The 25,655-nt window shown below is 58.4% G+C and carries 21 protein-coding genes and 3 pseudogenes; 13 read left to right on the plus strand and 11 right to left on the minus strand.

The genetic code is table 11. The annotated features are described in order from the left end of the window. The first annotated feature begins 536 nt into the window (after positions 1–536). Positions 537–875, plus strand: a complete 339-nt coding sequence (locus tag JQ597_RS35310; RefSeq protein ID WP_212270013.1) for a hypothetical protein — start codon at positions 537–539, stop codon at positions 873–875. A 384-nt stretch (positions 876–1,259) separates the two neighbouring features. Here JQ597_RS35310 and JQ597_RS35315 read toward each other — a convergent pair whose 3' ends face one another. After that, positions 1,260–1,739, minus strand: a complete 480-nt coding sequence (locus tag JQ597_RS35315; RefSeq protein WP_212270014.1) for a hypothetical protein — start codon at positions 1,737–1,739, stop codon at positions 1,260–1,262. 1,183 nt (positions 1,740–2,922) lie between these two features. On the opposite strand from JQ597_RS35315, the gene JQ597_RS35320 reads away from it, so the two are divergent. Together JQ597_RS35320 and JQ597_RS35325 are read left to right on the plus strand one after the other, a co-directional pair. Then, positions 2,923–3,132: a hypothetical protein gene (locus tag JQ597_RS35320; protein WP_212270015.1), complete on the plus strand. Its 210-nt coding sequence runs from the start codon at positions 2,923–2,925 to the stop codon at positions 3,130–3,132. A gap of 1,109 nt (positions 3,133–4,241) precedes the next feature. Then, the gene (locus JQ597_RS35325) at positions 4,242–4,718 is read left to right on the plus strand and encodes a Phasin protein (protein ID WP_212270016.1); all 477 of its coding nucleotides are present in this window, start codon (positions 4,242–4,244) and stop codon (positions 4,716–4,718) included. Between the two features lie 129 nt (positions 4,719–4,847). Here the strand turns inward: JQ597_RS35325 and JQ597_RS37955 are convergent, their stop codons facing one another. From JQ597_RS37955 to JQ597_RS35340, 3 genes are all read right to left on the minus strand, one after another. Then, a complete protein-coding gene (locus JQ597_RS37955; protein WP_249133583.1) occupies positions 4,848–5,009 on the minus strand; it encodes a hypothetical protein in 162 nt (53 codons plus the stop codon). A 206-nt stretch (positions 5,010–5,215) separates the two neighbouring features. Beyond that, complete coding sequence (locus JQ597_RS35335; RefSeq protein ID WP_212270017.1) at positions 5,216–6,406, minus strand: extracellular catalytic domain type 1 short-chain-length polyhydroxyalkanoate depolymerase; 1,191 nt, start codon at positions 6,404–6,406, stop codon at positions 5,216–5,218. A gap of 5 nt (positions 6,407–6,411) precedes the next feature. Continuing rightward, on the minus strand, positions 6,412–6,831 hold the full coding sequence (locus tag JQ597_RS35340) for a ribbon-helix-helix domain-containing protein (RefSeq protein ID WP_211996179.1): 420 nt from the start codon (positions 6,829–6,831) through the stop codon (positions 6,412–6,414). Between the two features lie 321 nt (positions 6,832–7,152). On the opposite strand from JQ597_RS35340, the pseudogene JQ597_RS35345 reads away from it, so the two are divergent. After that, positions 7,153–7,356 (plus strand): annotated as a pseudogene (locus tag JQ597_RS35345) (ATP-dependent DNA ligase); the annotation flags it as partial. 54 nt (positions 7,357–7,410) lie between these two features. Here the strand turns inward: JQ597_RS35345 and JQ597_RS35350 are convergent. Both JQ597_RS35350 and JQ597_RS35355 read right to left on the minus strand, forming a co-directional pair. Beyond that, positions 7,411–7,953 (minus strand): DUF421 domain-containing protein, encoded by a 543-nt coding sequence (locus JQ597_RS35350; RefSeq protein ID WP_249146635.1) that lies wholly within the window; start codon positions 7,951–7,953, stop codon positions 7,411–7,413. Between the two features lie 320 nt (positions 7,954–8,273). Continuing rightward, a complete protein-coding gene (locus JQ597_RS35355; RefSeq protein ID WP_212270031.1) occupies positions 8,274–8,564 on the minus strand; it encodes a hypothetical protein in 291 nt (96 codons plus the stop codon). Positions 8,565–8,970: 406 nt separating this feature from the next. Between JQ597_RS35355 and JQ597_RS35360 the strand changes: the two genes are divergently transcribed. Both JQ597_RS35360 and JQ597_RS35365 read left to right on the plus strand, forming a co-directional pair. Beyond that, the gene (locus JQ597_RS35360) at positions 8,971–9,702 is read left to right on the plus strand and encodes a hypothetical protein (RefSeq protein ID WP_212270018.1); all 732 of its coding nucleotides are present in this window, start codon (positions 8,971–8,973) and stop codon (positions 9,700–9,702) included. A gap of 106 nt (positions 9,703–9,808) precedes the next feature. Continuing rightward, a complete protein-coding gene (locus tag JQ597_RS35365) occupies positions 9,809–9,949 on the plus strand; it encodes a hypothetical protein (RefSeq protein ID WP_212270019.1) in 141 nt (46 codons plus the stop codon). Between the two features lie 557 nt (positions 9,950–10,506). On the opposite strand, the gene JQ597_RS35370 is transcribed toward JQ597_RS35365, so the two are convergent. Then, complete coding sequence (locus JQ597_RS35370) at positions 10,507–10,785, minus strand: hypothetical protein (protein ID WP_212270020.1); 279 nt, start codon at positions 10,783–10,785, stop codon at positions 10,507–10,509. A gap of 219 nt (positions 10,786–11,004) precedes the next feature. Continuing rightward, the gene (locus JQ597_RS35375; protein ID WP_212270030.1) at positions 11,005–14,109 is read right to left on the minus strand and encodes a helicase-related protein; all 3,105 of its coding nucleotides are present in this window, start codon (positions 14,107–14,109) and stop codon (positions 11,005–11,007) included. A gap of 1,619 nt (positions 14,110–15,728) precedes the next feature. Here JQ597_RS35375 and JQ597_RS35380 point away from each other — a divergent pair. Next, positions 15,729–17,261, plus strand: coding sequence for a hypothetical protein (locus tag JQ597_RS35380; protein WP_212270021.1), 1,533 nt, complete (start codon positions 15,729–15,731; stop codon positions 17,259–17,261). A gap of 419 nt (positions 17,262–17,680) precedes the next feature. On the opposite strand, the gene JQ597_RS35385 is transcribed toward JQ597_RS35380, so the two are convergent. Continuing rightward, on the minus strand, positions 17,681–18,685 hold the full coding sequence (locus tag JQ597_RS35385; protein ID WP_212270022.1) for an ABC transporter substrate-binding protein: 1,005 nt from the start codon (positions 18,683–18,685) through the stop codon (positions 17,681–17,683). 355 nt (positions 18,686–19,040) lie between these two features. Between JQ597_RS35385 and JQ597_RS35390 the strand changes: the two genes are divergently transcribed. Beyond that, a complete protein-coding gene (locus JQ597_RS35390; protein ID WP_212270023.1) occupies positions 19,041–20,081 on the plus strand; it encodes a patatin-like phospholipase family protein in 1,041 nt (346 codons plus the stop codon). Between the two features lie 3 nt (positions 20,082–20,084). Further along, entirely contained in the window at positions 20,085–21,536 is a 1,452-nt protein-coding gene (locus JQ597_RS35395) for a GntP family permease (RefSeq protein ID WP_212270024.1), read from the plus strand. 9 nt (positions 21,537–21,545) lie between these two features. Here JQ597_RS35395 and JQ597_RS38395 read toward each other — a convergent pair whose 3' ends face one another. Then, the gene (locus tag JQ597_RS38395; RefSeq protein ID WP_312012245.1) at positions 21,546–21,962 is read right to left on the minus strand and encodes a hypothetical protein; all 417 of its coding nucleotides are present in this window, start codon (positions 21,960–21,962) and stop codon (positions 21,546–21,548) included. Here JQ597_RS38395 and JQ597_RS35400 point away from each other — a divergent pair. The 4 genes and pseudogenes from JQ597_RS35400 (at position 21,891) to JQ597_RS35410 (ending at position 23,952) form a co-directional block, all read left to right on the plus strand. Beyond that, positions 21,891–22,064, plus strand: a complete 174-nt coding sequence (locus tag JQ597_RS35400) for a hypothetical protein (RefSeq protein WP_312012244.1) — start codon at positions 21,891–21,893, stop codon at positions 22,062–22,064. The two genes, JQ597_RS38395 and JQ597_RS35400, sit on opposite strands and share 72 nt — an antisense overlap. Before the next feature lie 483 nt (positions 22,065–22,547). Continuing rightward, positions 22,548–23,157: pseudogene (locus JQ597_RS35405) on the plus strand (amidohydrolase family protein); the annotation flags it as partial. Positions 23,158–23,216: 59 nt separating this feature from the next. Then, positions 23,217–23,357, plus strand: a pseudogene (locus JQ597_RS37960) (tyrosine-type recombinase/integrase); the annotation flags it as partial. A gap of 145 nt (positions 23,358–23,502) precedes the next feature. Beyond that, entirely contained in the window at positions 23,503–23,952 is a 450-nt protein-coding gene (locus JQ597_RS35410; protein ID WP_212270026.1) for a MaoC/PaaZ C-terminal domain-containing protein, read from the plus strand. A 163-nt stretch (positions 23,953–24,115) separates the two neighbouring features. Here JQ597_RS35410 and JQ597_RS35415 read toward each other — a convergent pair whose 3' ends face one another. Continuing rightward, positions 24,116–25,087, minus strand: a complete 972-nt coding sequence (locus tag JQ597_RS35415) for an ABC transporter substrate-binding protein (RefSeq protein ID WP_212270027.1) — start codon at positions 25,085–25,087, stop codon at positions 24,116–24,118. Positions 25,088–25,655 lie beyond the last annotated feature (568 nt).

Below are 25,655 nucleotides of genomic sequence, written 5' to 3' on the forward strand. Positions count from 1 at the left end.
CCGGCACGCTCCTCCGCCGCGCCGGAACCGAATGAGAGAAGAATTCAGGACCAAGCCTGATTATACCGGGAGAAAAACCGGCATCGACAGGGACAAATCGCGCCGTTGAAGGTAATGCATGCGAGCGACGACAAGCCTGCTCCCTAGCGGATTTGAGGAAGAGGGCGTCACCTTTTGGCTATCCGCGCGAGCGCGTGTTCCGGCAGGCGGCCAGAGTCCGTTGTGGGTCATTTGCGGAAGTTGACGTCCGGGTCGGCGACTTCCGATCTTCCCCTAACAACGGACTTCACTCGTCAGATCCGCTACTTCTGAAAAGTGCCAGGACACCGAGTCGAGGGTTCGCGCGCCGGTCGCCGGCAACGGTTTGAAATAACCCTCTGACCATCGTAGCCGGGCGGCAGGATGAGGTATTTCCCGCCCTCGTAGGGATAGACCTTGGTGAACTTTCTAATCGCATCGGCCACGGGCTTCGGATCGTTGTTCTCCAGGAACGAGCGGCCGAACCATATGACGAGGTTGATCCGGGCGCGGGTCCTATGTCAAAACTTCGAGAAACAATGGGGCCCATCGTTTGCGCGGTGCTCTGCTTAAACATCCCGGTTGCTCAAGCCGGTCCCTGCAGCGAAGACATTGCTCAATTCGAAGCGGCCATACGCCAGTCCGCGGGAAATCCGAACGCGGGATTGACAGCGCCACAGTCGGTTGGCGAGCAACTTGATCGACAGCCAACATCCGATTCTTTGAAACAAGCCCAGGAGCGCTTGCAATCAAAATTCTCAGCGACATTGGCCCGCGCCAAACGGTTTGATGCTAAGGGTGATCGCACAGGCTGCATTCGCGCGCTTTCTGCGGCCAAGCGAATGTATATTCTTTGAAATCAGAATTGAAATTTCTGAGTACGTTGGTGAGGGCCATTCACTTACCGGTGCGCTATTTGCCAGGCAGTTGAAACGGTGCGGCTCGTTCGCCGCCAGCCTCCGACCAGCCAGCCGAAAAGATTGCTGTAAAGCGCATGGTTGATTGCGTCGGGCTCAAATTTCGCCGAGCCCGGACGCTCGTTTACGTTAGGGTGGGCTGGGGATCGTTAATCTAGGTGAGGAATTCTGCAAGCGAGGCGCGCTGACAGGTGTGAATCCCACCGAGGCCGATCGTTTCGTTTGTTCAGGCATCACCGACCCTCTGTCAAAACTGTTGATGGCTCGCTGGTAAGTGCGAGCCGCCAAAGCAATAGCAACTTTCGTCGTTCGATAAGAATCGCCTCAGGGTCCTTGCCGATAGCGGCAGTACTCATCGCCGTTGTCGTATTCGATGCAGATCTTCACGCGCCTCCGAGGGCGATCATCGTCGTAGCTTGGATAGTCCCGGTGTCGGTCCGCACGGTCCCAACCTCGATTGTCGCGGTCGTTTCGATCGCTGTATCGACGCCGATCCATGTCGAGCTCGCGATATTCTTCGCGGTCACTGCGTCGCACTTCCGGACCCATTTCACGGTCATCGCGGCTCATACGGTCGCCGTCACCCCGGCGCATCCGCCAGTCCCGACCCATTTCCCGCTCCTCGATCTTGGGTTGGGCCCGGTCGGTGCGTTGATCTCGCGGTTGCTGGGCATTCTGGTCGGACGGGGCGGGTTGAGTAGGCACGCTTTGCGGCGACGAAATCGGCGGCTTCCCTTCGCCCTGGGCAAAGGAGGGCAGGCTCGATGAGGCCAATAAGAGGCTGGCGAGGACAACAACGCGCATGTATTTTCCTCCGGTGAAGTGGCCACCAGTAACGATTTCCTGATGGATTGGTTCACCTCAAAGGTAGCTATTCGGGACGCGCTGACTGCAGCCTATAGAGGATGTTAGGCAGGCGTCGCTTATTGATACTGTTGATGTTAAACGTCGCGACCCACGGCGACGGCCTGCGCGACCCGAATATAGTCAAGCAGCGGCGCGCCGGCGTCCTGATGGTCGACGAGCTTGACCACATTTGGCTCCAGGTCCGGCGGAACAGAAACGACGGGCCTGGCAAAGCCGCGGGTTTGAGCACCGGCTGGTTCGGTGTGTGCCCATGCGTGCCTGCCCGCTAGTTCCTCCATTAACTGTTCCGGTGAGCAATTTTGACCACTACGTCGGCTGCCGGACATGCCAGATTATCCCGATCACCGCTCCGCCTTCGGCTTCCATCGGTGACTGAGAGTGTTGCGCTCCCGCCTGACCAAAAGGGATGCATCACATGCCCCAACCTCATACCCGTCCTGAACCGTCGCTGATCCCATTTGAGCGGCCCCGCTGCCCCCAATGTTCCAAACGAATGATGCTGACCATGATCAGCCCAGCGTCTGACCGCGATGACAGCCGGACCTTTGAGTGCGCCAATTGCAATCACACGATGACGCGCACCGTCGCGCGAGATCCGATGTCGGATAAGTCGGGCTGGCAATCCAGCAACCTCAAAGCCCCGGAGTGAGGCTGTGCGGCGCCGCCTTGTCAACCCCAGCACGACACTTGAAGAACGCCTGATTAATTTGGCACGACGGGTCCGGTCAGATGTGGAGACGCTTGCGCCATGCAGCGAGCGGGACGAATTAGTCCAGAAGCTTCGCCAGATTGAAACGGCACTTGATATGAGCGAGTTCCTGCTGTCCTCTGGCTCCAATCGCTAGTTTGGCCGCCTCAGTTTGGCGGCCTTTTTCATTTCGCGAGCCGCAGAAATGCGGCCCTATCAGGGGCCGGGAGGCTGCGCTGGGGGCCGCCCATTCCAACCGCAACGCTGAAAAAAAAGCGCCAACGGCGAGTAAAGTTAACGCAACTTGGTTGGATCGTTCCCCGAACTACTTTGGAGTACTTCCGCGCTCCAGAGCTTACGCCCTCATTGGAACCTGAGCCGAGATAGAAGTTCAAACGTCATTCTAAGTGGTTTTTTGTCACGGAGTGCATTGTGAGTGACACGCAAGAATTTAGCAGGCTGGTGGTCGGCGCTCGCTTCAAGATGAGTGAACTCGGAGCCACTCGATGCCGCTCGCTGGCCGGCAAGACTGGGATCGTGGTCGAGGTTTTCCGAAGCAATACAGGCGTCACCGTTCTGTTCGATGGTGCCAACAGACCAACTTGCCTGCACCGTGATTTTATCACCCCGATCTCGCGATGACGCATTGGCCGGACTTTACCCGGTTATGAGAGAAGGTGTTGTGGCGGTGGCGCGGGCGCCTTCCATCCCCCCGCGCGTCACGGCCTCGGCGTCCCGGTCCGGAGATTGCTGTGAAAATGTCCAAAATTTTCCGGGCTTTGTGCCGGGTAAGACTACGGGCCCTGACTTTTCATTATCCACTTAGTCGTTGGTCCCTTTTAACTTTTTAGGTGGCCCTTTTTGGTCCACGCCAGCGCCGCGTTCTTGCCGCGGTCTGTTCGTCCCCCGAAGGGGGTAGTCCGGAACAGAAACGGCGATTGCAAAGAGGGAACGCCTTACCGCGCGCCAAGGGATTTAGACCGTAGTTTTAAAATTCGAAGCCGCAGGCGGCCTCTAAGCTGCGCCCGCATTTACTTCCTTGCGACGGCCGATCACACTTCAATTACCCCGGGTGCTGACCCGAGTCTTCAGAACAACCTCGCCGTCGGGAATGCCAAGGGCATCGAATACAGTGGACTGTATGGGCACCCGCGCTTCAATTGTGTTGCCCCGCGCCGCCGCAAGATGGCGCCGAACGGCCTCTGCGGCATGGTGCCTGTCCGCAACGCGGGCGTAGTAGGTTTTGGAAGACTCAAAGTCATCCGACGGGCTCTCCTTCACATTGACAGCCCAGCCACTCGACATCAAACTACTTCCTCACGATCCGCGCAGCGCGCCGATGGTCGTTAGATCAAACCTCAATTACGGGATGATGTTCCAGGCACTGCCGAGCTTCCTACTCCGCCGCGGCGACCACCTTCTCGACGGCACGCACCGGCGATAAGCATCGCAGATTTGAACAGCGCTGATAGGATGGCGACCAGCCAAACTTGGCTTTAATGCATCTTCACCCGGAGACGCATGGGGCTATCTGATCCTAAGCCTCCAGCTTCGAGGTAGCGTGGAAGGATTACCTGCCGCGATGCACTGGACAATCTGGCATATCCGGAAACCGATATACTGGTCAAAACACCTCAACGGGTGGGCATTAATCCGCGTCGCACTGTAATTCGATGGAACGTTGAACTGCTCAGCATGTTGGCTCTTCAATCATGACCGTTTTGGTCAATAATAATCTTTGGAGTGCTGAAATGACCAAACGTAAAGCGCCAACGGCGTCAAAGCCCGCCCGCAGTTCGAAAGTAACCGCGAAGGCCCAACGGGCCAATTCGGCTGTTATTAGAAGCTCTAAACCCAGCCGCGTGCGCTCGGTTGCAGCCGACCCGATTAGATTGTCCCCCAAGGGTCATGCCCCGAAACAAACGGCTGCCATTCTTGAGAGTCCGGCGATGGCACTGCAGGACTCCGTCAAACAGATCATGAGCGAAACGGAATTAAAGAAAGGTTTTGATTTTTCTTCAGCCACGGCAACAGCGCGGGCGTATCAAGCAAAGCTGTTGGAAATGGCACAAGCCAACATGCAATTTGCGCTTGAATTCGGACCGAGGCTTGCGTCGATCAGGTCGCCCTTTCAGTTAATCCGCGTAATTGAAGAGCTCACAAAAGAGCGGATCGCAATGTTCCGCAAGTTCTCGAATGAAATGGTTGAACTAAGTATTAAGCGATGAAGTCCCAAAGGCCACTTATCCGAGCAGCGACACTTCCATCTTTACGGACATATAAGTAGAGGACGGTGGATGTTCGATTAATGATGTGGCAGTCAATCGCGTAATCGCGTTGCGAATGATGCTTTGAACTCACGTCATCAATGGAAACGTGAGCGAGGTTGCCCTCCCCCTATCGCTGCTTTCCTGATCCACTGCGCCGCCGATCTGACGTGCAAGCGAGGCAATCAATTTGAGGCCAGATCCGTTTTCGTTAAGATTCTGGATGCCGCGGCCGTTGTCGGATACCGTCAAACGGGCCTCACCATTGCCGATACCCTACCAGGCGCACCCTTATCCTACCGCCCTCCGGGCCGAATGCATGCTTGATACTGTACATCGCAGTCTCATTTAAAATGAGGATCAATGCAGATTGGCCGCCGGCTTTAGCTGGCCGCAATGCTTCACATGAGGGTAGTCGTCTTAATATCAATTGCCGAAAGGCCGCTCGTCGCTGGTCGTCAAGGAAGCGAATGCCCGAGGAAAAAGCGCAATATTTCCCTCGTTGCGTCCGGTCCCCGCGGATCGGTGTACGAGCCCGCAGGACTACCGCCCGACCAAGCGTGGGCAGCGCCATGGATATTCCAATACTCCAGGATTTCGCGTCCGCCCGCGTCGGTGTGGGTCGTGCGGGTGTACTCATGCCCTCCAGGTATCTGCCCGCGATGCACCGTTTTTTGCGTGCTCGTTGTACCTATGGCCTGTTCAAGAACTTGACCGCCATTGTTTGGATGCACGGTGGTGTCGCGGTCACCGTGAAAAATAACTGCCGGTACAGACGGCCCGTTGCCGGAAATGCCCCTGCGACCGGATCCGCCGCCTTGCCGCATCGCGGCAAATGCGGAGGGCATGTCAGTAGCGGCCCCGCAGGCGAGGCCGGAATGGATCCCTACCGCCGCATACAGATCGCTGTACGTTGCTCCCATGATAGCTGCAGCGGCCCCTCCGGCCGACAGTCCGGCGACATAGACGCGTTTTGGATCGACCGAATAATCGCGCATGACCTGGCGGGTAATGCCCGCGATAAGCGAGGGCTCACCGCCGCCGCGTTGCTGGTCGCCTGCGCGAAACCAGTTCCAGCACTTCGATTGGTTGGCGTCGCTGCGCTGGGCCGGATAGACCACGAAACAGGTTTGTTCTTCTGCGATGAAGTTCATTCTCGTACCGGCAGCGAAATCATCCGGCGACTGGGTGCAGCCGTGAAGCATCACGACCAAGGGAATCGGCTGCCCCTGATAGCCACTAGGGACGAAGAGCTTGTAAGCTCGGCTTCCCGCCGGATTGCTGTAAGCGGCTTCGATGAAATTCGTCCCGTCCGGCGCGATTTCCGATGTCGACGGCGGGGTGCGCTTCACGCCTCGCATTCCGAGCCAGGAGCCATCCTTTGCTCGATCGAGTAACGGCCGAAGCCCGCGCGGTGGAGCGGAAGGGGCCCGCGCCAAGTGCGCGCTATCGGTCTCTTCGACGTCATTGACCTTCGCATCGATGGTAAGCGGCTCGCGGCCTGTAAGAGGGATGCGCCCCGCCGTGCGCCATATCGCGTCCGGCGTGCGTTTGCCGCCGAGCATACGCTGAAGTAGCGCCGTGGCCTCCGCGAGTTGGCCCGCATGCGTCAGCCGTGTGGCTTCGCGAATCGTGTCCTGATCCAGCATCGAATTTACCCTATTCTGTCGGCGAGAGCGGCCTTGACCGCCGGACTGGCGTGCAAAGCTCCGAGCACGGAGACTGAGCCAATGGTGGCGCGGGCGAGATCGGCAGTGACGTCTTGGGCGATGCTGGCAAGGCCCAGAACATTGATGTGCACCATCTCGCCGGCCCGCCGCGCCGCTTCGAGATCCGCTCGGCTGTAATTCCTCAGACCGAGCTCCAGGCTTTTTCGGGCCGCGGACTGTTTGACTACGTCTGCGTGCCGTTCGAGTTGGTTACGGATCGCTGTTCGGATAAAATCAGTGCGGTTCGAATAGAAACCTTCCTGCACCATCAAATCCACGTGCCCAAGATCGACATACCCGAGATTGATCGTGATTTTTTCGGTCTCGGCAGGCTTTGGTCGCAGTTCGTGGACATTAGGGGGCATTTCTCACCATCCATATACCATCTGTATGGATGGTATATGGATGGCGAGAGCCGGTATTCAAGGGCGCGCCGGCTGAATGATTGTGCGCCGTCGCCCCCGACCATCGGCAATGGTTTGGGCATTGCGGTGACGGCCGCATTTGTGGCTCGCAGTCCGCTGTCTGACTCAAGATTGGTCTGCTCTGCGAGCCATAAGCGGTTGTGTCCGGAAGATCCGCTTTTCCAGACGGACTCGCCTTCCGTCGATATGCCCGGAACTATGGATGGGCTGGGACTCGCTCACGTGCGCGCGCGGCATATAAAGCTTTATCGTCGTCCCTTCGCCGACGACGCCTGGCACATTAGCGCCGGATCCGCGATCATCGACGGCGAAATCGTCGTTCCGGCCGCCGACGGCACCACGGATTTTTCGGTCCTGCAAAACGAAGTGAAGGGCAAGTCGACGCGCATCGTGATGGTTGCCTTCGACCTGCTCTATCTCAATGGCTACGACCTGCGAAAATTGCCGCTGATCGAGCGTAAAGCGCCGCCGGGCTATCCATTTCGATCCCCGCGGCGTGGCAAATATCGATCGCATGATTCAACCGGGTTTTGCCCTTGATTTCGGATGTTTCGAGCTTTCCTTTGAATCTGATTTGATCACACTCAATTCTCCGTTTGCCTCCAGACAAGCCTCTCGAACCTCGGCGAGTTCAGAAACTCCTTGTTGTCGCAACTGACCCCTTAGCTCTTCTTCGGTGATAAACTCCTGGCGCATATTACGGCGATTCATCTTGCCATTTTTTATAAGCGGAAGCGGCGGGGGAGATAAAAGCCGCTCAAATATTTTGAAGCGGTAGCTGATCCAATTAAGGAACAGGTTCCAGAATACGATAGTGAGGACCAGAACTACACCCTCTGTAATAGACTTATATTCTTTGGCAAATCCGTTTTGTGCAGCGTCGGCTATCACGACAATAACAAGTATGTCGGCAATCCCAATGGTTGAGGTCTGACGCACCATCACAAACCGTAAGATAATGAAAAGCGACAGGTACATCACCGTGCCCCTCAACATCATCTCCGCAACGGAATGGGTCGGAATTATCAGCTCCGCCCATTCGATTAACAGTAATTTGTCCAAGTTTTCCTCGCATTAGAGCCTGAACTGCCGCTTGCCAGCCTTCGTCCCATGGACCGCAAATCAAATCTCAAGAGATCGACCCTGTCCGGTCGACCGCACGCGTTGCTATCGAAGCTCGTTCAAAGGGTTGCTTAACATCAACTGATCCAAATCTTTCGAGCGTTGTACGGTGATTGACGACGATCAGAGGAAATCGAAGCAGCAGAGCGACCGCCTGCTTCCAGTACCAGCAGTCGGCGGTCATACTCATCGGTCCAAGGTTGGTTCTTGTTCTCGGTCATCGTATCAACCGACGCGGTTTGCGAGTTGCCCCAGCCTTGCTAGTTGGCGTCGCGGTTCTCTTTCACATAAAGGTCTTTTGTCGCCTGATCGGTCATTCGCTTTTCCGCGCTGGTGCGGCTGCGGGTGCGTAGGATTCCGTAAGCGATAGCAATACCCAGAACAACAGCACCGCCAAGCCATAGCGCTACCGGGAGATGCGAACCAGTCTCAACCGGTAATCCTTGAGCCACGGCATGATCCGGTAAGTAAAGCAAGAAAAGCGACCCGAAGATGCCCGTGGCTGTGCCGGATAGGTAGGTAGCCGCTACGCCGCGAGGCAAAATCTCCATCTGCAAATCCTCCGTTAAGGAGTCTAAATCCCCGACGACGTCGAACGTTCCTGTACGCGTCTTTATGCGCTGGCACCTCCAATTGCCCGATTCGCAATTTAGGAACAGGATCGGCCTCGCGTGTATTGGCGACCGGGTAAAGCTGACGATCGAACGGGCCGGCGTTGCCCGCACAGCGACCGTGGCTATGGGTCCGACAACCGAACCATTGACAAGTTCCGCGATCAGAAAACGATGCCTGTTCAGTGCGTAAATCGGCGCAGCCGGTGGGCATGGGGACCGGACAACAAACGCTTCTTGGATAACTCACGTGGCGCCAATCCAGCCTGATCCTGCATTCCCGTTACAGTCACGAACCGGAACAACTGGATGGTCTGAGGATTCATCCCTGACGAGGAGATTTCCGGTGCTGATGACTGACACGCCAAGGCCACCGACCCGCACACTTCAGGGATGGGCTATCAAAGTGCTGCAGGAAGTCGGCGCTAAGCGCCGAGTGAAATTCTCGGAAAGCGGCGCCTTGCTCATGGGGAAGTTGTTTGACGACAAGGGCCACCGCATGGGTCCAAGCTTTTCCAGCAAGAACGGCGTACGGTATCACTTTTACGTCAGCACCGCGCTGCGCGGACGCAAACAAAACGCCGGCTCAGTCACGCGGGTCTCAGCGCCGGAGATTGTGCAACTCGTCGAAGCCGCGCTCAGCGAAAAACTCCAAGCGCCGCGGGAGGAAATGCTGGATCATGTCGAACGTATCATGGTTTCGGCGGATCGGATTCGGGTGACGCTGCTGAAAGTCTACAAAAGAAGAGGTCCGATCGACATCCCCTGGATGGCAAGGTTGAAGGGGATCGCGCAAGTCCGGCTTGCTCCAGAGAACAAACCGGACCAAAAGCTCTTGAAGTCAATTGTCCGGGCTCACGCGTGGCTCGGCGATCTGTCGGAGGGCCGCTATACTTCCGTTGAAGAGTTGGCTGCTGCTGCCAATCTCCACCCGAAAGTCATCCGGCAGGGACTTAGACTGGCGTTCCTTGCGCCCGCCGCGTTAGAGGTCGTTCTGCGTGGCGATGCAGTCCAGCTGAAGCTGATCCCAAAGCTCCTTCCCTTGTCATGGCGTGAGCAAAGCTCGTCGATGGCCTGAGTTCAAATATAATAGAACCTTCGGGCCGCCATTGGACCAAATGTATTCCGGCGGTTCTCGCGGCAAACTCTATCCCGAACTAACATCCTCCTAAATTGATGCCGGGATGCCCAACAATATTTACAAGTTTCGTCGAAAGAAGTGGGCCGACCCGAAGCGGTTCAAACTGATGACTGACTTCCGCATCGGCTGGAATGATCGGGCGGTCGCGATCATTAATCGCAATGGAGCCGGATCGCTGGAGTGACGTCAGGAATCACACGGGGGTGATAAATTCAGCTTTCTTAGGAGTGGATCCAGCCCGTCAGAACGACACCGCTTAACCTCACTAACCTGCTTCGGAGGCTTATCAGCGGCGCGCTTCTTTGATTGCTTTGTGATCTTGGCTCTATTGCTTGCGGCCTTGGCATTAAGATCAAGCGGATCGTGCCAATGACGAGGAGTAATGCCGCGATGCGGGGAAATGGCAGCCTGCTTTGGAGCTGGTGGTTGCAGATCGGCTTGGCCTTGTTCGCTAAGCTGAACATACACAACATCGACCCTCTCAGAGGCAGCCGACGTGTCCTGATTGATTACAAGCGGCATTCGATCGGCCTTGTTCCCAGCCACCACGGGCATGACAACTTCAGGCGCGGGCGGCGGCGCCGATTTCTTCGCAGCTGCAGCAATAGCACCTAGTGCAGCTAGGCAAACCACTCCAAGCGCGACCGCTCTAATCACGTGGGAAGCCCCCTGTGCAGAGAGGCTCCCAGCGTTGTGATCAAATTGGTTTAGAATAAGGCCGCTCGGCCCAATGTCACTGACCTAGGCGCTGGCGTCGGCCGTCTCTCCGGCGGTGACGCATCCGGCGATGCTTCGTACCCGCGGGCTGGAGCGGAGGTAGTGCAGCCGTAGGTCGGACAAGTAAAACAACGGCTCCGCTCGGCTCTCGATCGAGGCAAGCAAAGCTCGGCCAGCTTCGGTGATCTGCCAGCCGGACTTGTCACGCAAGACAAATGCTTGGGTAAAGATTTCGAGGCCGGGCGCACGCGCCGCCCAACGTTTTGTCCGATTAGTCCAGTCTGGGCCACTGGAAATGAGCATGGCCACCTCAGCTCTACCAGAGTGAAGCGCGTCCTTCTGGATATCCGGCCAACACCTTGAGAACGTAATCTGAAAACTCACACCGCCCCCGACGTGCTCGGTCAACTTCAGCTTGAGAGGCCGCGAATTCATAAACCATCAGCGCTGGTCAACTTTGGCCCGCCGTCTCGGATGCGGGGCGCCTTCGCCCCATCGAATGTTATGGAACGGTCTAGCCAACTACTCGTCCAGCAACTCAAGGAAGTCGCTTATTCGGTCGAACGGCTTCGCATTGCGATTGCCGATATAGACCACGCGGTCGCCTTCGCGCTGCAGCGACTTCGCTCTCGACTTGCGAAGTCGACCAGGGAGGAACGTCGCCGCAACAGCCTCGGGGCCGACGTCGAGCCTCATAATGCCGCGCCGCTTGCAATCGAGCCTGAGCCTTGCGGCCGCGAAAAACTCGCGCGCTTCCGGCGGCAGCCTGCCGAAACGACGTGCGGTTTCGTCCTCCAAATCCTCGAGATCATCCTCTGTGCGACATCTGGCAATACGGCCATAGATTTCCAGGCGAACAGCGTCCGACTGTACGTAGCCCGTGGGCAGCATGTCGGCGATCGGCAGGTTCAGATCAGGCACCCACAGTTCGGCGCCACCGTCGGCGCCCTTCTCCGACGCCCGCTTGAGAAGATGGCTATAGAGCATTGGCCCGAATACCTGCAGATGGCCAGACTGCTGTTCGGAGAACAGGTCTCCTGCGCCCCGCAGATCCAGATCACGCTCGCTGATGGCAAAGCCGGCGCCGGGCTTGCTGAACTGCTCCAGCACGGCCAAACGCTTCTCGGATTGTTCGGAGTTCGACTCGTTTAACAAATACGCGAAAGCACGCGTGCCGCCTCGTCCGACGCGGCCTCTTAGCTGATGAAGCTGCGACAGACCAAACTTCTCCGGCCAGCAGATGACGATGGTGTTCGCCCGGGGGATGTCGAGGCCGCTCTCCACGATATTGGTCGCGAGGAGCACGTCCGCTTCACCTTCGACGAAGCTCATCATTCGATCGTCGATATCCTCAGCAGGCAAGCGGCCATGGAGACATACGATGCGAAGGTCTGGAGCCGTCAACTTCACCCTTGCCAGCATCGGCTCCAGATCCTGGATACGGGGGCAAATCAGAAAACTCTGCCCGTGGCGTCTTTGCTCACGCAGCAAAGCCGCGGCGATCGCGGCGTCCGACAGCGGAGCAACCCTGGTGACGATAGGCAGCCGGTGAACCGGCGGAGTCGCAATAATGCTCAGGTCCCGGAATCCTGCAAGACCCGCCGCCAGCGTGCGCGGTATCGGCGTGGCGCTCATCCAAAGGGCATGAACGCCCTTCGCAAGGCCTGAAAGTTTCGCCTTCTCCGCCGCGCCAAAATGCTGCTCCTCGTCGATGATGACGAGGCCGAGGTCGGCAAATTTCACGTCGGTCGAGGCGAGAGCCTGTGTGCCGACAACGACTTTCAGTTTGCCGCGGCGGAGTTTTTCCTTCGTATCTCGTATCTCCGCTGCCGTTGCTGCCCGCGACAAATTCGCCACTTCTATCCCGAGCGGGCCGAACCGCTTGCGAAACGTCTCGACATGCTGTCTGGCGAGGACCGTGGTCGGAACCGCAACAGCGACCTGTTTTCCCGAGAGCGAGACAGCCGCCGCCGCCCGCAAGGCGACCTCGGTCTTGCCGAAGCCGACATCACCGCAGACCACCCGGTCCATCGGGTGACCGGCCGCCAGATCGTCCAGCACGTCCCGGATCGCCTTGGCCTGATCAACCGTCGTGAACCAGGGAAAGCGCGCGACGAATCTTTCATAGGCCGCCCCCGGAGCAACCAGCTTGGGAGCACGCCGGCGCCGTCGTTGGGCGATATGTTTCGCAAGCTGTTTGGCCGCTGCTTCGATTTCCTGCTCGGCCTCGCCACGCCTGTTCCACCACGTGCTGCCATCGGCCTTGTCTAACGTGAGCTTACCGGGCTCTACAGCGTAGGGCCAAATCAGGGCGAGATCGGCAGGCGGAACAAGCGCAGCATCATCCCCGGCGAATTCGAGCCTGATCATCTCGCGGTTTGTACCGTTCCCCATGTCGATGGTCTGCAAACGATCAAGCAAAGCCAGGCCACGCTGGAGATGAACGACGGCCGCGCCGCGCTCGGGAATATCCGGGTGATTGAAGGCAACTGTCCAGGCTTTGGCCATCGGTTGCGGATGATGGGCACGGCTACCGAGCACGTCAGACGCGGTCACAACCAAGGTCTGCTTTTTCCCGGGAGCGAAAAAGCCCGCGTCGAAGTCGGCCAACAGCGCGCCCTCGCGTCTTCTGGCCTCCACCGCCTCGTCCCAGTTGGCGAAACGCTCCGCCCTGACCCCACTCATGCGCTCCATCGCACGCAGATCGTCTTCGACCGCGGCGACGAAGAGCAAACGAGATCCGGCGCGTTCCGCACGGGCCACGAACGCGCGAAGCGCTTTCCTCGGTGCCGCGACCTTCGAGAAGTCGGGCGTGGCCACAAACGCCGCCTTGGCAGGAAGCACACTCGTGCGCTTCTTCAGCTTCTTCCAGTCCCCTCGCCCCAGATATTCGCGTTCCGAATCCCTGCGGCCGGCCGCCTCCTCGATCGTACTCAGCCAGCTGTCAGCGTGAACAGGTACTTTTGCATCCGCGAACCATCGTGCGCGATCGCAATAGTCCGGGAAGGTAGCCCGCTGCGCCCGGTTGCCGCCCAGCGCGAGGCGTTCCGACATCGGATCGACAATCAGTTCCTTGAGATCGGATATGACGTCATGCTCATTCGGGTCGACGGCAACAATTCTGCGAATCGAACCGCCGGAATGCTCGATCCGGTACGGCCCGAGAGCACCGGCCGGGAAGATCTCGAATGTCGCGCCGTGAAAGAGCGCGGCGCCCGGATATTCAGCCTCTTCGTCGAGATCGTAGCCCAATTCCTCAATGCGTGCCTCGAGGTCCTGCTCGGCATACGGCGCTAGCACCTTGAGGCTTAGACTGATGCGGGACCAACTCGCCGGCAAAGGCAGCCGCTCCATGATCGCCTCTGCCGTCGAGACGAGCAGAATCGGCTTCCTTCTTCTGGCAAGACGGCGCAAGACCGAACTCCGCCTGCCTGCGATCTCGCGCGACGGTTCCAGCCCATCGAACGGCAATGTATTCAATCTGGGGAATACGAGAACATCGAGCGATGGATCGAGTGCATGGACGATACCGCCGAGCCGCTCGGCCCTGTTCTCGTCTTCAGCGAGAAACACCAACCCATCACGACCGGACTTTTTCCACTGCTCGCGAAGATGGAGCGCCAACATGCCGAGGGGCGAGGACGTCGAAATCGTGGAAATCGCGGCTTTTCTGCCTTTGTTGGTCACGCTTTTCCTGGTCGCACCGCGGGCGCTGACCTTCTTGCTTTTTTTCACGAGACTTCCATCGTCATTCAAGAACGTAGCTGCTGCGAATTGCCGGCAAAATACAAGTTATTTACTTTCCACGCTTCCCTGGATTGCGGCGCTTGACCCGCTTTCCAAGGGACAGCAACGTGAGAGGCGCCTTTGAATACAGAACGGATGGCCCGGCGTTTGGCGGCGGTGCTGGCGACAAATGTTGCTGGTTATAGCCTATGCCACACCGAAAACTTGGCCACCAAGTCGGCGGCCACAACAGCGTGGCTTCAAATCTGATGGCCTTACAAGCCGCTGGGTTCACTTGACATAGTTTCTGGATGTGAACGCCGGAACGAAGCCGTACGTAGATCAGATAGTCCTTACCGCTAACAGTATTTTCGATGAACGCTACGTTGTCGGCGAGCGTGACCTGCAACGTATTTATCGCAGGGCTTGGCAAGGGTGACTTCCTCGCATGACGACGGGCAAGAAATGCCCCCTAATGCTGATCCTCCACTATCGCGTGGGTATGCGGATGCTCATGGCTAGACCTGCCGCTCCATTGCGAGAAAAATCGCAAAACCGAACTTCCGCGACGGCGGCTATGGAGTGTCAGTTTCGGTGGCTGCGAGATAGGACTTGAATCTATGATCTTAAGCTTAGGCCTGACGAGTTGAGCCAAGCTGCCCACGCTGAACTGCGTTCAAACTGATACGCTTTTGTTAGAAGGCTTATCAGTCCAAAAACAGACTACTTCGATCGCGCAGCAGTCTTGGCGAAAGACTCCACAATCCCTGGCAGTCGGGGGAGAGAACTGGTCTAGGAGGAGGGCCACGGAGGTCGGGCGGCAGTGGTGATCGAACAGGTCTCCGCCGATAGTCTCCGCAAAACGCGAATATTCGCGGATACGGCCGGAGACTTTCGGCGATTTCGCCACTGGGATTGGGAAATCGGGAGCCTGGAGACAAGATCGAATGCGCGAAAAGCCCGGATTTCCGGCCCATTCTGGCGGCTCTTCGGGAGCCCGGCCGAACGCCGGAATGGGTGGCTGGGGCGGGAGGGATCGAACCTCCGTAGCACCCCCATTTAACCCTTTGAAAAAACTTGATTTTCACGCTCCGTTGCTGAGGCTGTAATACACTCCTGTGAGACAGCGCGCAAGCTGCGTCGCCACTCGATTGTCTACGCCCGTTGCACCCAGCTTGTCGTCCTTAAATGCCGTCGGCTGTACGATCTGGCATGGCGTGAGGGACTCGAACTCCGATCCGAAGTTCTTGGTTGAATATTCCGCTTCGAACCGGAGACGCGAATGCGACGCCGCAGTCGGCACGAGGGATCTGCAGGCAATGTCTCCTCAAGCCCGTGGGCTCATATGATATGGGCACCATCGTCACGCGCTGACCGTCGTCGCCATGCGTGCCGGCGGCCCGAAAGCTTCACGTTTGGCTCTTGCCCAACACAACGATACAAGTGGGGGGTAGTAACGTGGGGCGTCGGCGAGGACCCGCCTACAGCGGCGCCGATTCTCGACTATGAGGGAATGACCTTTGTCTGGATCGCAGACCCATCACATGCCGGAGCGCAGGCGGCGGCTGCCGCCACGTGATCCTAGGTGGATTCGGGGCCAGCTAGCAGACGCCACCGCCGCGCGACGGCTTAAGGGCCCGCCCTCTGCCGGCGCCTCCTCAGAAGTCTTGTATGGCAGCGGGCCGACCTCCGCGCCGCATGAGGAAGTATCTGGGTATTGGTGGGCAGACGACCGCGCGCTTCACGAAGCGCAGTTCGATAGGAACTGCAGCCTCGAAGAAACCAGCGGCCGTACGGGGGAGAGCACTCCAGGCGATCCTCCGGCGCAGTTCGAAATCGAACCTTTTCCCCAGCCGGGGCCAAGACCAACATGTCCTTCCCCCACGGGACCCGACCCAAGCCGCATCCGCGCAGTCCTGGAAGCGCTCGACAGGGATATCGAACGACGGCGCCTGTATCGCGCAGATGGACGCCCCGCCGGAGAGGCATCTGAAACCGCCGGCGCCGATGGTGAACAGACCCTCCTCCTTGGATTCACAGTTCGGCAGGACGCGCTGGCCCAGCGCGCACGCCAGTTGCTGGCCCGCTACAGGCGCGAGATCAGTTCTTCGCTCAGGCAAGAAGACGTCGATCCGCTTCAGTTCGCGGTATGGCTTCAGTCACTCCGGCCATTCTTGCAGGGGTCGTCGTGGCGCGTATATCGCAACGCCGCCGTGGCGGCAGTCCAAATCCTGCCGCATGAGAACCAGAGCGCTGCTGTGACGATGCTGGCCGAAGACGGTCGTCGACGCGCTGTCCATGCACGGCAGGTCGACGGACGAACCCTCCGCAAGGAGGGCAACGGCATCAGGCCGACCCGCGCCACGCGGATCGCCTACTCCGACTACGAAAAACTGGTGCGCTTGCTTCCGACGATCTCGCGAGCTCCAGCGACTGATTGGCTTCGCGATTGGCTCATCGCCGGCGTCAGCTGCGGCCTGCTTCCGGCCGAGTGGCCGCTCGCCGAACTGGAGGAAAAGCAGCTCGGCGGAGGTGAGCTCAAGATCTGGCTGCACGTCGTCAATCCTGCCCAGAGGCACGAACCGAACCGCCTGACCTATCGCACTCTTGAAATTTCCGGCTATCAGCCGGAGACGGTGGCAGCGATCCGGCGCATGATAACAAACTCCCGAACATGGGCCATCGATGGCAAGATCCAGGAACGACGCTCAGACTGTGCGCAACTGCTTTACGAGGCGTGCGATGCGCTTTTCCCGTCCCGCAAGATCAAGTTTTCGTTGTTCACCTTCCGTCACCAGTTCATCGCAAACATGAAAAGCCTCATGGCTCGAGCCGAGGTGATCGCGATGGTTGGTGATGTCGACGTCGATGACGACAGGGAATACTACACCAAACGTCGTGCAGCCTGGATCAAGTCCGATATCAAAAACGTGGCAACGCCTATTGAGGAATACGTTCGGCAGGTCGAAAGGTCGGTTCGTCTGGTTGAAGATCGCAAGACCGTGATGCGACCAGTGACCAAGCGCCGGCGGAACGATGAGGAGAACTTCTAGCCAAGGAGCCTTTGTCTCGATCGATATCAAGATGAGAAGATTCTGAAAATCGAGCGCGCCGATTAGGAGGAGCACCGCAGCGGCGAGAAGCAGCAGCGGCGGCACATTGACGGCCCTCCCGGCGAGGTATTGGGCACGGAGGATTTCTTCGTCTGATCTTCGACGGGTCATGGGCGCACGGTCTCCGCGTGGCGGCCCGACCATCGCTTGACCTGTCACTGCCACATGCAGCGAGCACCCGAGTGCCGTTCTACACGCCACCCAAAAGAAAGCAATGTGTGCCCGAGGCCTTATGTCCGCTCTGGGTCAAACTGAGAAGTCCGGGTTGGCCACCGGAAAGTCGGCTTTGCCTTCAAGAACGGACATCGACAGACCGGTCCCGTTGGTCTGGTTCGTGCCATCAACGGAAGTCGGTCCCCTCATTCGATCACCTCGTCGGCGCGGGCAACGAGTGTCGGCGGCAGATCAAGCCCGATTTGTTGGGCGGCCTTTGTGTTGATGATAAGCTGAAACTTAGTGGGCTGATAAAAGGGAATTTCGGCGGGATTTTTGCCTCGCAGTATTTCGGCGACCTGGCCTGCCGCGTATCGAAACGCATCGAGTAAATCGATACAGTAGGTCATAAGCCCACCCGCTACGGCGAGATCGCGGAACGGATACATTGTCGGTATTCGAGCGCTCGCGGCAAGGCTGGTCAATGTTTTGGCATTCGCATTATGGTCCGGTTCGTCGGAGACTAGAAGTGCATCTATTCGAGCGTTTCTCATCGAGGCGAACGCCGCTGCATAGGTCGCTTCGTTAAACGAATTTCCGATGTCCACATGAGTTATCGCAACCTTTGCCTGTTGCGCCGCCTCTCGCACTGCCGCGCCCGTCGGTCTGCTCCAATTGTCGGACGATGAGAGATACCCAACTACAGATACGTTCGGCCGCGCTTCGACCAGCAAAGCCAAACGTTTTCCATAAAGCTCCAAACCAGCGTCAACGGTTACGCCCGTAAAATTGGTCCCGGGTCGAGCCAAGCTCGACGCGAGCCCAGCGGCGACCGGATCATCTATTGTCGCAACAATCGGAACGGTTGTTGTCGTGGCTTTGAGTCCTGCTACCGTCGGATAGCCGCTCGTGAATATGGCGTCTGGGTTAGTGGCCACCACAGTTCGCGCGAGATCGGCATAACTGCCTGTACGGCCACCTCCTGAATAGCGATCAACAATCAGGTGTTCTCCCTCGACAAAGCCGCGGCGGCTCAATTCGTCGAGGAATGATCGAAAATAAGGATGAGTTTTGAGCTGCTCAACAGGACGAGCGGGTGAGATTATCGCGATCCGCTTTCGTGGTGTCGATCTATCGGTCTGAGCGCGAGCCTGTCTAACTAAGGCTAAGGCGGCCACTGCCGCGCCCGCGACGAATTCTCGCCTTCGCATGTGCCCCTCCAACGCCTGTGGGGCCGACAGCCTAACACATTTTCCCGACCGTTTGGGACATAGTGGCGCGGCATATGTCCGAGTTGGGTCATCCGCGTCGGTTTGACCGGACCACGGCGACTTCCGGTCTATCCCCGGTGAACGGACATTCTTAGGATAGGCACCTAGGGCGAGATGCAGAAGCTAGTAGAAGTCAAGGTCTGCTCGATCAGCTGAGCCACCGCCTTCCTGGGACGAAGACGACAAATTATTCTTCGAGAGGCAGCTTGCCTGCTTGACCACAAGCGATAGGGTTCATGGAGGCGAAAGCTCATCTCTGTTGAACGTGAACACTTGTCGCAATCCAGGAGCCGAGATGCAGACGATCTCTTCCCATGCTGATCGCGAAACCGTTCTGGTCGACTTGGCCCTGCAAGGCGGCGGCTCTCACGGCGCCTTCACATGGGGCGTGCTGGAACGCCTCCTGGAAGAGCAGTGGCTCAAGATCGAAGGCATCTCAGGCACGTCGGCCGGAGCGATGAACGCCGCGGTTCTGGCCGACGGCTTTGCCGAGGGCGGAGCAAAAGGCGCGCAGGCGGCGCTTGAGACCTATTGGCGGCATGTGTCCGAAGCTTCACGCTTCAGTCCGTTCCAGCGCAGTCCGGTGGACCGCATGCTGGGACGCTGGACCATGGACAATTCGCCTCTGGTCTTCATGCTCAATACGATGTCCCGAATATTTTCGCCTTATGATCTCAATCCGTCCGGCTCTAATGCGCTGCTGCCGGTCCTGGAGAAAGGAATCAATTTTGAGCGGCTGAGGAATTCTCCCATCAAGGTGTTCATCACCGCCACCAACGTGCGCACCGGGCGACCGCGCGTGTTTCGTAATGCCGATATCACGCCGGACGTGCTGCTCGCCTCGGCGTGCCTGCCCACACTATTTCAGGCGGTGGAGATCGACGGCGAGAGTTATTGGGATGGCGGCTATTCGGGCAACCCGACCTTGACCCCGCTGGTCACCGAACTGGTTTCCGACGACACCATCATCATCCCCATCAACCCGGTCGAACGCCCCGGCACGCCGACATCCGCCTCCGAAATTCTCAATCGGCTGAATGAAGTATCGTTCAACGCCGTGCTGATCAAGGAATTGCGCATGATGGCGCTGCTGCGCCGGACCGCGGATCCCGGCAACGGCGAGGGCGCGCAATGGGCCAGGATGCGCGTCCATCTGGTGCGCAACAAGATCATGGATACGCTCGGCTCTTCCTCCAAGATGAACGCCGAATGGGACTTCCTCACCATGCTGCGCGACGAGGGACGCAAGGCCGCGGATGAGTTCCTGACCGAGCATGGAGGCAGCATCGGCAAACGCTCCTCCCTCGATATCGACCGCATGGTCGAAGGCGTGTGATCCATGGGGCTTCTCGGAATTCTCCTCGCGCTCGGACTGCTCATTTGGCTGGCCTATCGCGGCTGGAGCGTACTCTTGCTGGCGCCCGCGGCGGCGCTGATAGCGGCTGCGATTTCGCGCGAACCGCTGCTGGCGCATTGGACCCAAACCTTCATGAACAGCGCCGCGCAGTTTATCGCGCAATTCTTTCCGCTGTTTCTGCTCGGCGCGCTGTTCGGCAAACTGATGGACGACAGCGGCTCGGTCGATGCCATTGCACGTTTCATGACCGAGAAGCTGGGCCCGCGCCGCGCGATTCTGGCGGTGGTGCTTGCCGGTGCGATGGTGACTTATGGCGGAGTGAGCCTGTTCGTCGCCTTCTTTGTATTGGTTCCGATGGCGCAGGCGCTGTTTCGCGCCGCTGAAATTCCACGACGGTTGATGCCTGCGGCAATCGCGTTGGGCACCTCGACCTTCACCATGACGGCGTTTCCGGGGACGCCCGCTATTCAGAACGCGATCCCGATGCCGTTCTTCGGAACCACGCCGTTCGCGGCGCCCGGCCTTGGTATCATCGCCTCGATTATCATGTTCGGATTCGGACTGTGGTGGCTTGACCGGGCCGAAGCTGCCGCGCGAAAAGCGGGCGAAGGCTATGGCGGCGCCGATGTTGCGCCCGGTTCGATTGCGGACAACGAGATCATTCGCGAGCGCGCCACCACAGCGCGCGAATTCGATCCGGCGGAGCTGGGCCGTGGACGCCATAGCGATGCCGCGGTACCGATTGCCGTGGCTATGCTGCCGCTCGTTGTTGTCGTGGCCATGAATCTCACGATGTCGCTGGTCATCCTGCCGCGCCTCGATTTCTCCTTCCTGACCGAGGAGCGTTGGGGCGGGACTTCGCTGTCTGCAGTGGCAGGTGTGTGGTCGGTGGCAGTAGCGCTGGCAACCGCCATCCTGGTGCTGATCGTGCTGAACTGGCAGCGGCTGCCGACCTTGCGCGCGAGTATGGATGCCGGCGCCAATGCGTCGGTATTGCCGGCCTTCAGCGTCGCCAGCCTCGTGGGATTTGGAGCCGTCGTCGCGATGCTGCCGGCATTTGCGGTTGTGCGCGACTGGGTACTGTCGATCGGCGGCGGACCGCTGGTCTCGCTCGCGGTGGCAACCAACATCCTTGCGGCGCTGACCGGCTCAGCCTCCGGCGGCATGACCATCGCGCTCGATGCGCTGGGGTCAACCTATATGCGTATTGCCGCGGAGCAGGGCATTGATCCCGGCTTGATGCACCGCGTGGCCGTGATTGGCTCCGGCACGCTCGACAGCTTACCGCATAACGGCGCGGTCGTGACGCTGCTCGCCGTCTGTGGATCGACGCATCGCGAGAGTTATCTCGATATCGTAATGGTTGGAATCGTTGGCGCGCTCTTCGCCCTGGTGGCGGTCATCATTCTGGGATCTACCTTTGGATCGTTCTAGGGTTGAGACTCATAAGCACGTAGCTAACGATCCCATCACGACCAACATCAATGTCGACGACTCGTTGAGTAAACAGGTCAGGGTCGCAGCGAGTTTTTCTTGTGCTTCGACAGCAGCGTTAATAAAATGGAACTCAAAGAGGAAGCGCTGCAGCGCAACAAGATCGCAAAGTCTCGGCCAATTTGTGAGAAGCGGGGACGGAAAAGCACGTATCGGAAAGTCCAGCATCAGAGGAGTGCCCCAATGCGTCGGATTGTATTTTCGCTGCTCTTCCTGGGTATGGCGATGACCATACCGTTGGAGGACGCACTCGCGCAGAGTTCTACAGCACGTGGCGCGGTATCTGGAGCGATCATCGGAGGCGCCGTAGGTGGCCGCCGCGGTGCAGCTGTCGGTGCAATCGCCGGTGCGGCGGCGGGAAGCCATCGGCGGCATTCGCGCAGCCATTATTATTGGCGCCAGGGTCGTTGCTGGGTCCGTGCATCAAGCGGCAGATCGCATCAGGTATCGAGCCGGTATTGCCGCTGACTTCTGCTTACCTCCGTCGCTCGCAGCGCATCCGACGCAAATGTTGCTTCGCGCCCTCCATCTGAAGCGGAGTTAACATTCGCGGTTGGACCGATAGGCGTGCAGATAGCTGACAGAACGCGGCCATGAATGAACCTAATTCGCCACCAGGTGAAATAGCTAAAGATCACCCCGCCGATTCCGGCAGGGCAGACCTTTTACAAAAGCAACTGCCGGTGTTTTTTGATCGGTCTTGCGATGACCTTCTGGTTACGTCAAGGCGACCGGCATCCTGTCAAGCCGGAGTTGTAGGCCAGCCTGGAGGTGACCCATGTTCTCCCGAACATCTTTGACCGACACCCCTTTAGCCAGTCACGCCTGCCGGAAATCCAAGCTTTGACGCGGCCTCTTCGCCGCCCTGCCCCGCCAACTACCGAAATTGAGATCGAAGGAAACAAGATGAAAAATACGCTTCGACAAACCTTCCTTGCCTCAGTGTTCTGCATGTTCGCAATCGGATTGTGTCATCCAGCTGATGCACAGGAAGGATCATCAGTAACTCTGTTCGAGAATGTCCGCATCTTCGACGGCAAGAGCGCCACGCTTTCCGCAGCATCGAATGTCCTTGTTCGGGGGAACGTCATCGAACGTATCTCGATCGCCCCGATTGCGGTTGATCGCCGCGCCGACACGCGCATCATCGCGGGCGGCGGGCGCAGCTGATGCCCGGCCTGATCGACAATCATTGGCACACCATGCTGATACGGCCAACACAGGCACAGGCGTTCGGTGACGTCGGCTACAACAATCTCACGGCTGGCGCCGAGGCGACTGACACACTCATGCGCGGTTTCACCACCGTTCGCGACCTTGGTGGACCGGCGTTCGGTCTCAAGAGTGCCATCGACGAGGGCATCGTCAAGGGCCCAGCATCTATCCATCCGGCGCCATGATCACCGTTACCAGCGGGCATGGGGACTTCCGCCAGTTAACAGATCTGCCGCGGACGATCGGCGGCATGCTCTCCCGCATGGAGCAGATCGGCGGCGCCGTGGTCGCGGACAGCCCTGACGAGGTGCGCGTGCGCTCGCGGGAACAGCTCATGCAGGGCGCCTCCCGAAGTTCAGCTCTACGAAGTGCAAGAGCATCTCGACGGCCAGATGAGCGCGTATCGCCGACCTGATCTATCGACGGACCGGCAATCTCAGGGCTGTCCAGCTCTTGCTCGGGCACACCAAGATCGAAAGCACGGTGAGATATCTCGGCATTGAGGTCGATGACGCGCTGGCAATAGCGGAACAAGTGGATGTCTGAAATACCCGGGCAGAGCGGACATGCTCTGCCCGCCCTTCGACAGCCGGTTCGTGCCACAAGCGGACTTATGCACTGCAACAATCTCCGCTAAGGGTTATAATCGCGCCGCCCAGCCGTACCTGCTTCCATCGCGCGGGATGAACCCATGACCTACTGGTATTTTGAAGACGCTGAAACTGATACGATCCGCAAGGCTGGTCCGTATCTGGTCTCGAAGGAAGAGATCATCCAGTTCGCGAAGCAGTACGACCCGGTGCCCACTCACGTCGATGAGGAGGCTGCAGCACATTCAATTTTTGGAGGATTAACCGCATCGGCCTCCCACACGTTTGCAATCTACAGGTCGCTTACACCCAAGCTCCAGCCTCGGCTCCATGGCCTCGCCGGATTGGGTTGGGATGAGCTGCGAGTGCCGAACCCGGTACGCCCGGGAGATAAACTCGACCTTGAAGCGATTGTTCTGGAGAAGCGGGAGTCGAAGTCGAAACCCGACCGGGGCATCGTGCGCTTCCAGATTCGATTGCGCAATCAAAGGAACGAAATCGTCCTGCAGTGCATAAGCAGCATTCTTGTTGCGAGGCGACCGAGCCCTTGACGACCAACCGTCCGCGTTGACCAAGGCCACGTCCACATGTCCGCTTTGGGTCATTCGGGTCTTTTCGGGTGCTGGCCGACGACTTCCAGTCTGCCCCCGGAAGCGGACATCGTCAGCCAAGCCTGGCAGGTCCGAAAAGTGCCAATCACGGAAGTCGGCGGACCTATTCGATCACCTCGTCGGCAATGGCCAGCAACGACGGCGGTATTACCAAGCCGAGCGCCTTTGCGGTTTTGAGGTTGATGACGAGCTGAAATTTGGTTGGCTGCTCGACAGGCAGCTCGCTGGGAGTGGTGCCTTTGAGAATTTTGTCCACATACTCGGCAGCGCGGCGATACATGTCCCTTTGACTTGGGCCATACGTTATAAGAGCGCCTGAGCGCACGGCACCGACGCTCCCGCTCATCGCAGGAAGCCGAAGTCTGCTCACCTGATCAAGGACGGCGGCCCGGAGGTTGGCGGTAAGCGGGTCTTCGATGACAAACAGGCTTGTCGCACCGGACGCAACGAGTGCGTCCATTCGGGCAGCCGTGAACTCTGGGGGCCTTCTCACCTCCAGGAGTTCGAGCCGGATACCTTCTCGGTCCGCAGCCACCCTCAATTCCTTCAAGGCCAACGCGCTGTAGGGGGTATCGGGGTTCAAGAGCACACCGACGGCTCTCTGGCCTGGAACGCACGTCAGCAACAGTTGAAGCTGTTTGCCCTTCAACTCGGCAGACTGGCCGCTCAGGCCCGTCACGTTGCCACCGGGCCGCGCCAGAGTTTGCACGAGACCCGCCCCAATCGGATCACCGACGGTCGCAAACACAATGGGGATGGTGGCGGTTGCAGTTTTGAGCGCCTTTGGTGCGAGCGTACCCCACCCCGCTACAAGCACATCCGGCTTTGCACGCACAAGTTCTTCGGCCATTGCGGCAAGTCGCCCGGGGTCTCCGTCGGCGGATCGATGCTCGAAGTTCAGGTTTTTTCCCTCGACATAGCCGAGGTCTCGCAGCGGTCCGGTGAATTGAGAAGCATCCTCACCTGTATCCAGCGTGAGCAGCCCGACACGATATGTTTTGGATTGTGCGTGTGCCGAGAGCGGCCACGCACCCGCTGTGCCAACAATGAGACCGATAAATTCACGCCGTTTCATGAACGCGTCCTGTACCGAGGAGGAACTATCATAGTATCGGCTCGGCAACGGAGCGCCAATGTCCGTTGTGGGTCATTGTCGGAAGTTAGTGCGCGCGTTGGCGACGTCCGCTCCACCCCTGTGAACGGACATTGTCAGCCCAGTGGCTAGGTCCGAAAGGTGCCGGACTAAGTCTGACCTGCCAAGGAATCGGCTGTCGGTTCCAAGCCCATCCACTAATTCGTCAGAACGGGTGTCCTAATCCCATGAAATTTAGGATGATTTTGAAACCGAATCCAAAATCACGATTTATCTTTGCAAACAAGGAAGATGGCCAGGGCCGACGACGAATCGCTAAAACCGAAAGACTTTCCAGTTCACGCGAACTAAGAAGTCGTCAGGAACGACGGTAACACTATCGCTGAAGCGCGCGTCAAGAAAACTGCAGAAGACATTGCGGAGCGCTTAAACGCGGAGGAGGACCTTCGCGAAAGTAGACCGTTGGTCGGCAAAACATTCCCAGCACGGATTCTGCCATCGGCGTACGTCTTCCTCCTTCCTCATGCAAAACAAAGGTCTGAAAAATGGC

Source organism: Bradyrhizobium sp. AUGA SZCCT0177, assembly GCF_018130125.1.
GTDB lineage: Bacteria > Pseudomonadota > Alphaproteobacteria > Rhizobiales > Xanthobacteraceae > Bradyrhizobium.

Bases quoted from the DNA above. Each gene is read 5' to 3' on its own strand.
- JQ597_RS35310 (WP_212270013.1), top strand. From the start codon at position 537: ATGTCAAAACTTCGAGAAACAATGGGGCCCATCGTTTGCGCGGTGCTC.
- JQ597_RS35315 (WP_212270014.1), bottom strand. From the start codon at position 1,739: ATGCGCGTTGTTGTCCTCGCCAGCCTCTTATTGGCCTCATCGAGCCTG.
- JQ597_RS35325 (WP_212270016.1), top strand. From the start codon at position 4,242: ATGACCAAACGTAAAGCGCCAACGGCGTCAAAGCCCGCCCGCAGTTCG.
- JQ597_RS35335 (WP_212270017.1), bottom strand. From the start codon at position 6,406: ATGCTGGATCAGGACACGATTCGCGAAGCCACACGGCTGACGCATGCG.
- JQ597_RS35340 (WP_211996179.1), bottom strand. From the start codon at position 6,831: ATGCCCCCTAATGTCCACGAACTGCGACCAAAGCCTGCCGAGACCGAA.
- JQ597_RS35355 (WP_212270031.1), bottom strand. From the start codon at position 8,564: ATGGAGATTTTGCCTCGCGGCGTAGCGGCTACCTACCTATCCGGCACA.
- JQ597_RS35365 (WP_212270019.1), top strand. From the start codon at position 9,809: ATGCCCAACAATATTTACAAGTTTCGTCGAAAGAAGTGGGCCGACCCG.
- JQ597_RS35370 (WP_212270020.1), bottom strand. From the start codon at position 10,785: ATGCTCATTTCCAGTGGCCCAGACTGGACTAATCGGACAAAACGTTGG.
- JQ597_RS35375 (WP_212270030.1), bottom strand. From the start codon at position 14,109: ATGTTGGCGCTCCATCTTCGCGAGCAGTGGAAAAAGTCCGGTCGTGAT.
- JQ597_RS35385 (WP_212270022.1), bottom strand. From the start codon at position 18,685: ATGCGAAGGCGAGAATTCGTCGCGGGCGCGGCAGTGGCCGCCTTAGCC.
- JQ597_RS35390 (WP_212270023.1), top strand. From the start codon at position 19,041: ATGCAGACGATCTCTTCCCATGCTGATCGCGAAACCGTTCTGGTCGAC.
- JQ597_RS35395 (WP_212270024.1), top strand. From the start codon at position 20,085: ATGGGGCTTCTCGGAATTCTCCTCGCGCTCGGACTGCTCATTTGGCTG.
- JQ597_RS38395 (WP_312012245.1), bottom strand. From the start codon at position 21,962: ATGGCTTCCCGCCGCCGCACCGGCGATTGCACCGACAGCTGCACCGCG.
- JQ597_RS35410 (WP_212270026.1), top strand. From the start codon at position 23,503: ATGACCTACTGGTATTTTGAAGACGCTGAAACTGATACGATCCGCAAG.
- JQ597_RS35415 (WP_212270027.1), bottom strand. From the start codon at position 25,087: ATGAAACGGCGTGAATTTATCGGTCTCATTGTTGGCACAGCGGGTGCG.